Source organism: Hyphomonas pacifica (assembly GCF_000682675.1).
Taxonomy (GTDB): domain Bacteria; phylum Pseudomonadota; class Alphaproteobacteria; order Caulobacterales; family Hyphomonadaceae; genus Hyphomonas; species Hyphomonas pacifica.
This window is the reverse complement of record NZ_AWFA01000002.1, coordinates 92,789-100,310: the sequence shown is the minus strand read 5'-3', so window position 1 is coordinate 100,310 and position 7,522 is coordinate 92,789. Positions and strand designations below refer to the sequence as shown.

The 7,522-nt window shown below is 58.9% G+C and carries 7 protein-coding genes; 3 read left to right on the top strand and 4 right to left on the bottom strand.

From position 1 onward, the window contains the following. Window positions 1–110 precede the first annotated feature (110 nt). From HY2_RS01490 to HY2_RS01475, 4 genes are all read right to left on the bottom strand, one after another. Window positions 111–548, bottom strand: coding sequence for an FKBP-type peptidyl-prolyl cis-trans isomerase (locus HY2_RS01490; protein WP_034823975.1), 438 nt, complete (start codon window positions 546–548; stop codon window positions 111–113). A gap of 199 nt (window positions 549–747) precedes the next feature. After that, window positions 748–2,124 carry an NAD-dependent succinate-semialdehyde dehydrogenase gene (locus HY2_RS01485; protein WP_034823973.1) on the bottom strand — a complete coding sequence of 459 codons (1,377 nt, stop codon included), beginning with the start codon at window positions 2,122–2,124 and terminating at the stop codon, window positions 748–750. Between the two features lie 119 nt (window positions 2,125–2,243). Beyond that, entirely contained in the window at window positions 2,244–3,224 is a 981-nt protein-coding gene (locus tag HY2_RS01480; RefSeq protein WP_233346060.1) for a TIGR00341 family protein, read from the bottom strand. Between the two features lie 26 nt (window positions 3,225–3,250). Then, window positions 3,251–4,111, bottom strand: coding sequence for an NAD(P)-dependent oxidoreductase (locus HY2_RS01475; RefSeq protein WP_034823969.1), 861 nt, complete (start codon window positions 4,109–4,111; stop codon window positions 3,251–3,253). Window positions 4,112–4,303: 192 nt separating this feature from the next. On the opposite strand from HY2_RS01475, the gene HY2_RS01470 reads away from it, so the two are divergent. The 3 genes from HY2_RS01470 (at window position 4,304) to HY2_RS01460 (ending at window position 7,522) form a co-directional block, all read left to right on the top strand. After that, window positions 4,304–4,825 (top strand): hypothetical protein, encoded by a 522-nt coding sequence (locus HY2_RS01470; RefSeq protein ID WP_146617145.1) that lies wholly within the window; start codon window positions 4,304–4,306, stop codon window positions 4,823–4,825. A gap of 189 nt (window positions 4,826–5,014) precedes the next feature. Continuing rightward, complete coding sequence (locus HY2_RS01465) at window positions 5,015–5,635, top strand: OmpA family protein (RefSeq protein ID WP_162173272.1); 621 nt, start codon at window positions 5,015–5,017, stop codon at window positions 5,633–5,635. Window positions 5,636–5,677: 42 nt separating this feature from the next. Further along, window positions 5,678–7,522: an SLC13 family permease gene (locus tag HY2_RS01460; protein WP_034823963.1), complete on the top strand. Its 1,845-nt coding sequence runs from the start codon at window positions 5,678–5,680 to the stop codon at window positions 7,520–7,522.

The window sequence follows — 7,522 nt, the reverse complement described above, 5'->3', positions numbered from 1 at the left end:
TCAATTTCGCTCAGGATGAGTGGGGTTCTTGGGGTCTTGTCATCTCCCAAAACAAAAACGGCGACTGCCCGGATGAGCCGTCGCCGTTCTGTCTGGTCCGATGCGCCTGATCAGGCGGCGGCGTCGATTTTCACCAGTTCGATGTCGAAGGTGAGATCCTTGCCGGCCAGCGGATGGTTCGCGTCCAGCGTGATCGCGTTGTCATCGACAGCCACCACGGTGACCGGAACAACCTGGCCTGTCTGGGTCTGCATTTGCAGGCGCGTGCCAATTTCGGTCGGGATGTCCGCAGGGATCTGGCCGCGCGGCACTTCCTGGCGCATGTCGGGATTGACCGGGCCATAGGCTTCGTCTGCCGGGACGTTCACGGTTTTCTTGTCGCCAATCGCCATGCCCGGAATGGCAGAGTCGAGGCCTGGAATGATCTGCCCGGACCCAACCTGAAAGGTCAAAGGCTCACGCCCTTCGGAGCTGTCAAACGTCGTGCCGTCATTCAGCGTGCCTTTGTAATGAATATGTACCGTATCGCCGGATTTCACTTGCGTCATAAATAATCCAATCTGTCTGGAGGTGAATTTCAAAGGCCGCGTCACGCTCGCGGGTGCTTTGTTGGGGTTCACCGCTCAAAGTAGGAAATCTGACGCAGATGTAAACCCGCCCACAGTCAACTTCCCCTTTGCGGCAGAGCTATGCTTCGCCGCAAGGATTTCAGGACTGTGGCGGGTTCACCTGTGACGGAAAGACCGATCAGTAGACGAACACGGCTTTCGTGTTGACGAATTCCTTCATTCCGTAGCCGCCATGTTCGCGACCGTAGCCGGAATCCTTCACGCCGCCAAAAGGCATGTTGGGCGTCGCAATGCCGTAGCCATTGATCATGACCATACCCGTGTCGAACTGCTTCTGGGCAAGCTCTATAGCGCGATCTTCATTCTTGGAGAAGATGCCGCCGCCGAGGCCATAGCGGCTGTCATTGGCGATGCGCATGGCGTCTTCATCGTCTTTGGCACGGATAACAGAGGCGACAGGGCCGAACAATTCGTCATCATAGGCAGGCTGCCCCGGCTTTACATCGGTAAGAACCGTAGACGGATAATAATATCCCTCGCGATCCGGCACCTCGCCGCCGCAGCTGATCGTGGCACCTTTCTCGACACTTTTCTTGACCTGGTCGGCCAGCGTGTCACGCAAATCTTCGCGCGCAATAGGGCCGAGCTGTGTGTCTTCGTCAAAGGGGTCGCCGAGCTTAATGTCGCTCATCGCCTTGATAAAATTCTCGGTAAAGGCGTCATACACCTTGTCCGTGACGATGAAGCGCTTGGCGTTCACACAGGTCTCGCCATTATTGAACAGGCGCCCCTGGACGCAGGTCTTCACGGCGAGTTCCACGTCCGCATCTTCGAGCACGAGATACGCATCATTGGAGCCGAGTTCGAGCACGGTTTTCTTCAGCGCCTTGCCGGCCTTTTCGGCGACGATACGGCCTGCGCCATCACTGCCGGTCAATGTAACGCCGCGCACCAGTTCGTGCTCAATCACAGCGTCAGACTGGTCATGCGAGATCAGCAAGACAGTGAAGAGATGTTTCGGCAGGCCAGCAGCCTCATAGATGTCGCGCAGTTTCAGGCCGCTACCGGTGCAGCTTTCGGCGTGCTTCAGAAGGATTCCATTGCCGGCCATCAAGTTTGATATGGAATAGCGGATCGCTTGATAAAGCGGGAAGTTCCAGGGCTGAATACCGTAGACGATGCCGATGGGGGAGTAGCTGACAATGCCTTTGCGACCGGTCTGGATTTCACGCTCTTCATCGGCGAGCTCCTTGGGGCCATACTCTGCGGTGTAGTCGCAGATCTGGGCGCAGAGTTCGACTTCCTGCTTGCCATCCTTGTAGAGCTTGCCGACCTCCTTCGTCATTAGTTCGGCATAGTCATCGACATGCTTGCGAAGCTCAACGCCGATGGCCTTGATGACTTTGGCCCGCTCTTCCAGGCTGCGCATGCGCCATTCGAGATAAGCCTCATGACATTTGGCTATGGCGGCGTTCATGTCTGCATCGCTCATCACCGGATAGGTGTTCAGCGTTTCGCCGGTGGCGGGGTTGATTGTGGTGAGATGGTCGCTCATTCAGGAATCTCCAATTTTGTATTCCCAGAAGCAACGGGTGCGCGCCGGCGGGGTTCCGATAACAAAACCGTTACCGAGGCGGGTTATTCCGACTACGTCATGATTTGCGGCAGGTCAGCCTATCCCACAGACACTTTCGCGCCGAGATCCAGCCAGAGGATCAGGGCCGTTGCCGCCGCCAGCATTAGAGCAGAGAGGACCGCATTGATCCAGACAGCGCGGCTGGCATTCTTCTGGTCGATCCACGAACGAGGCCGTATTTTGCGAAGGCGGAAAACGATCAAGGCGGCCAGAACCAAGGCCACAACGTTCAGCGTCAGCAAAAGGGCCGCTCGCAGGGCAAGGGTCCAGTGGCCCGCCCCGGCAAACAACCCAACCGCTGCACCGGGTGGCAGCAAGGCTGCGGCAACCATGACTCCTACCAGGGCCGAGGCCTGCCCGCGCGTCAGTGACAACGCCGCCGCACCGCCCGCCGCCATGGCAAGGGCCAGGCCATCAAGGCGCACTTCTGCGCGGGACATGAGCTGCTGACTTTCAAGGTCAATTACCAGGAAGAAAGACAAAATCCAGGAGCAGGTGAGCGCGATGCCAATGCCTGCTGCCAGCGTCATGGAGGCCCGCTTCAGCAGGACGAAATCCCCGAGTGCAGCGCCCATGGAGAAGCCAAGCACAGGGCCCAGCAAGGGCGCGATCACCATGGCGCCGATCACGGCGGCTACACCATCCGAATTCAGGCCGATAGCCGCCACCACAGTGGACAGCACGACCATGATGATGAAATCCCGGTCCAGCCGCGCGCCGGTGGAGACATCGGAATAAATCTCCTCCCGCGTTGCCTGGATCTTGCGTTCGGCCTTCTGGTCTGTCGCTTCCTTCAATTTAGGCGCGGTCGCCTCAACCGGCAGGATGGTAATGCGATAATCATTGCAGTCTTCCAGCACAGTCTGGATATTATCCATCAGGGCCTGACCCGTGCCTTCCCGCAAGAAGACAGAGATCAGGCGACGGTCAACCTGTTCAGTATTCTGAACATAGTAGTCGATCGGCTCTGCATTCTTGACGGCCCGCATGACGGTGTCGAACCGGTCATCGGCAGGCATATGAAGTTCCAGAAGGCGCATCGCCCCTAATTCCGCCTCAGGCGGGCGATGAGGCTGGACGTATCCCAGCGCTGGCCACCCATGGCCTGCACGTCAGCATAATACTGGTCGACTGTGGCGGTCAGCGGCAGGCTGGCACCATTTTCACGCGCGGCCTCCAACGTGATACGAAGATCCTTGCGCATCCAGTCGACGGCAAAGCCGTGCTCGAATTCCCCTGCGACCATGGTTTTCCAGCGGTTCTCCATCTGCCAGCTCTGCGCGGCGCCGCCGCTGATCGCCTCGATCACCTTGGCGGCGTCCAGCCCGGCCTGTTCGGCAAAGTGCAGGCCTTCCGACAAGCCCTGGACAATACCGGCAATGCAGATCTGGTTGACGGATTTGGCGAGCTGACCCGCGCCACTCTCGCCAATCAGCGTCATCTTCTTGCCAAAAGCTGCCATGACGGGCTCGGCCGTGGCGAAGGCTTTTTCGTCACCGCCGCACATGATGGTCAGCTGGCCATTGATGGCGCCGGCCTCACCGCCGCTGATCGGCGCATCCAGAAAGCGCGCGCCTTTTACCCGACAGCGCTCATCCAGCTCTCGCGCAAGGCCCGCTGAGGCGGTCGTGTGGTCCACCACGATCATACCCGCGCCGAGGCTCGGTTCCAGCTGGGCAAAGACGTCGCGCACATCTGGATCATCGCCGAGGCAGAGAAACACGAATTCCGCGCCAAAGGCCGCGTCGCCGGGGGTCTTGGCAATTTCGCCCTTGTGCTGGGCCGCCCAGTCTTTGCTCTTTGCTTCCGTACGGTTCCAAACGGCCACCTCATGGCCCTTGGCCGCCAGATGCCCCGCCATGTGAAAGCCCATCACTCCCAGGCCAAGAAAAGCCGTCCGCGCCATAAGGTATCTCTCCTAAATTGAATTCGTTTCCCATCACGCCGCTGGACGTCTGGTGTTCCTGACTTCATTACTAGAAGGGTGAGGGGGGAAAACAAGGATGCTGGAATTTATTACGCAGGGGCCGGGCGGTTTTTGCAGCTGGCTGTCAGGCCAGGGCGTGCAGTGCTCAACGCCAATATTCGCCCTGAGTATATGGAATCTTCTGTCCGGCTTCGTGCTGTTTCTGATGGGTTGGATGATGTGAACATCATCAAGATGCACCCCTATCGCATGCGGGATCTGCTGGAAGAAAAACGGCTGGCCAAGCTGGGGCCAAAAGAGCTGACCGCGAAACTGAACGAGAAGTACGAGAACCGCTACTTTGTGGTCATATTCCGCGAAAATAGCAAAACCGTCCTCAAGCGCGAACTCAAAATCCTGCCGGTCTGGGTGAAAACCAAGGAAAATGAGGTCCGAGCCGATGGGGAGACTGCGCGCCTTCTCAAAAAGGGTAGCGCCAGCCTGAGAGATGACGATACCGACGCCGCCCATGGTGTGGATGGGGTATTTGACCTGTTTGTCCGTCCCATTCGGTGGTGGGATGTTCGCCACTGGCTGTTCCATCCGAACCGTAAAGTCAAAGTGGGGGTTCGCGTCGCATTTTTCATTACTGCGCTGGAATACTCCTCAGATATCTGGAGGGTTATGAGGGCCGTTCTGACAGCGCCTTTCTGACCCCGCCCACCTGATACAGTTTCAGTTGAATTTCATCGAAATCAGCACGTTTGTTTCCAGCGAGGATTCACCAAGGCCTGCTACATCATCGGTTCCACTCAGAACGATTTGGAACGGATTATGGCGCATGCCACCACCACTACGCAGCACCATCGGGCAGGCAGAAGGCCTGCCTTGCCTGCGCGGCGCTTGGGCACGTGGAAGCTGGCCTATGCCGACTTCCTGACGGCCCTGATGGCGTTCTTCCTTCTGCTCTGGCTGGTCAGTGGCGTGTCGCCTGACGCGCGCGGTGACATCGCGGATTTCTTCAATAATGGACAGACTGCCAGCGCCAGCACGCTGGTCGACATTCGCCCGAATGAGACCCAGCGCCTCTACAATCTTCTGTCTTCAGATGCCGCCCTGCAAAGCACCGAAGACAATATAGTGCTGAGCCGTCAGACCAATGGCGTGCGAATCGATCTGATCGACTCAGAGGCCCGCCCGCTATTTGCGATGAATGAGTCCGGTTTTACCCCGGCGGGTGAACAACTGATGCAAAATGTCGGGCACAGCCTGTCGCCCCTGACCGTTCCGCTGACCATTGAAGGCCATACTGACGCCTTTCCGAGCCAGGATTCCGAGCGCAGCAACTGGGATATCTCTTCAGAGCGTGCAAATGCCGCCCGCCGCGCCCTGACTGCTGCAGGTATTACAGATAGCCGCATCCGTGCCGTCACGGGTCTGGCCGCAACACGCCCCCTTGATGCGGGCCAGCCCCACTTGCCAGCAAACCGTCGTATAAGCATACTGTTGCAAGTTGACGGCTAACCTGACTGGTAGGCCGGGGCGCGCTGATGAACCGGAGCCACAATGTTGAGTGAACTGGCCGCAACCTGGCCCCTGTGGGCGAGTCTCGCCGTCGTGTGCGCGGCGATTGCCTTTTACATGCTCGACAGATGGTCAATGGAGCTGGTCTCTGTCTGCGTGATGGCTGCGCTGCTGGTGCTTTTCACAATTCCGGGTGCTCATGGCGCGGATGGCGCTCCGATCAGCGCGGCGGACCTGCTATCCGGGTTTGGCAATCCGGCGCTGATCACGATCATGGCGCTGCTGGTGGTCGGTCAGGGCTTGTTCCAGACTGGCGCTCTGGAGGGGCCAACCAAGGCCCTGCTGGCAGGCTATGACAAGCGACCAACCACGACGCTGGTACTGGCCTTCCTGGCAGTCTTCGTGACCAGCGCGTTTGTGAACAATACGCCCATCGTGATCATGTTTTTGCCCGTGATGACGGCCATCGCGATGCGCATGAACACGCCGCAATCAAAGCTGATGATGCCACTCAGCTATGCCTCCATCTTTGCCGGAATGACGACACTGATCGGCACATCGACGAACCTGCTGGCGGCGGAATCCTATCTGCGGATTACCGGTCAGCAGCTTGGCTTCTTTGATCAGACACCGCTGGGCCTGATCCTGGCGGGGGCCGGATTTCTCTATCTCGTGATCTTCTCGCGCTTCCTGCTGCCGAACCGGCGCGGCCTGTCCGATGATATTGTGCAGCCTTCCGGCAAACAGTTCGTGGCGCAGATTGAAGTCACCAATGGCCATTTCCTGCAGGGCAAGAAACCCATTGCCGGCATGTTCACAGACTTGCCGGACATGACGGTGCGGATGATCCAGCGCGGAGAACGCGCCATCCTGCCACCCTATGAAGACATTTCGCTACAGGCCGGTGACCTTGTGATCATCGCCGCCACGCGCTCGGCGCTTCAGAACGTGCTGGCGCGCCAGCCGGACTTCCTGCAGCAGGTATGGCAGGCCTCCGGCGCAGATCTGGAAGAGAATGGCAAACCGAGCACGCTGGCGCTGACCGAAGCCGTGATCGCGCCGGGCTCTCGCATGGTGGGCCGAACGGTGGAGATGCTGGGCTTTCGCCGCCTGACGCGCGCGGTGACGCTGGGCATTCAGCGCCGGAGCCGGATGATTCGAACCAAGCTGGGCGAGATCCGGCTGGAATCCGGTGACACGCTGCTGCTGTGCGGGCCGGTCGAAGCATTCCGCGAGCTGCGCTCCAGCCGCGACCTGATCATGCTGGAATGGTCCCAGACCGAAATTCCGCTGACGACCAAGGCGCTGGCAGCGCGGGTGATCTCGGTCTGCCTGGTGGTTGCGGCGGCGACGGGCTTTGTCTCCATTCTGCACGCCTCCGTCCTGGCGGCCGTGGCGATGCTGATCGCGGGCTGCCTCAATACGCGGCAGGCGGCGCGCTCTCTGGATCTGCGCATCTTTCTGGTGATCGGCGCAGCGCTGGCCATGGGCATGGCGCTTGAGAAAACAGGCGCGGCCGCGATGATTGCGCATGCCGTGGTGAATTTAGCCTCTCCCTTCGGAACGCTGGCAGTTCTCTCTGCCATCTTCCTGGCCGTGGCCATCCTGACGAATTTGCTGTCGAATGCGGCAACGGCCATTCTGTTCTCGCCGATTGCCCTGTCGGCGGCGGCGGAACTGAACATCGAAAACCCGCTACCATTCCTGCTGGCGGTGATTTATGGCGCAAACTGCAGTTTTGCGACGCCAATCGCGTATCAGACGAACATGCTGGTGATGGGCCCCGGACACTATAAATTCAGGGACTTCATGACATTTGGCGCCCCTCTGGTATTCATATTATGGTTCGTCTTTACGCTATTCGCCCCTTGGCGGTTTGATCTGTAA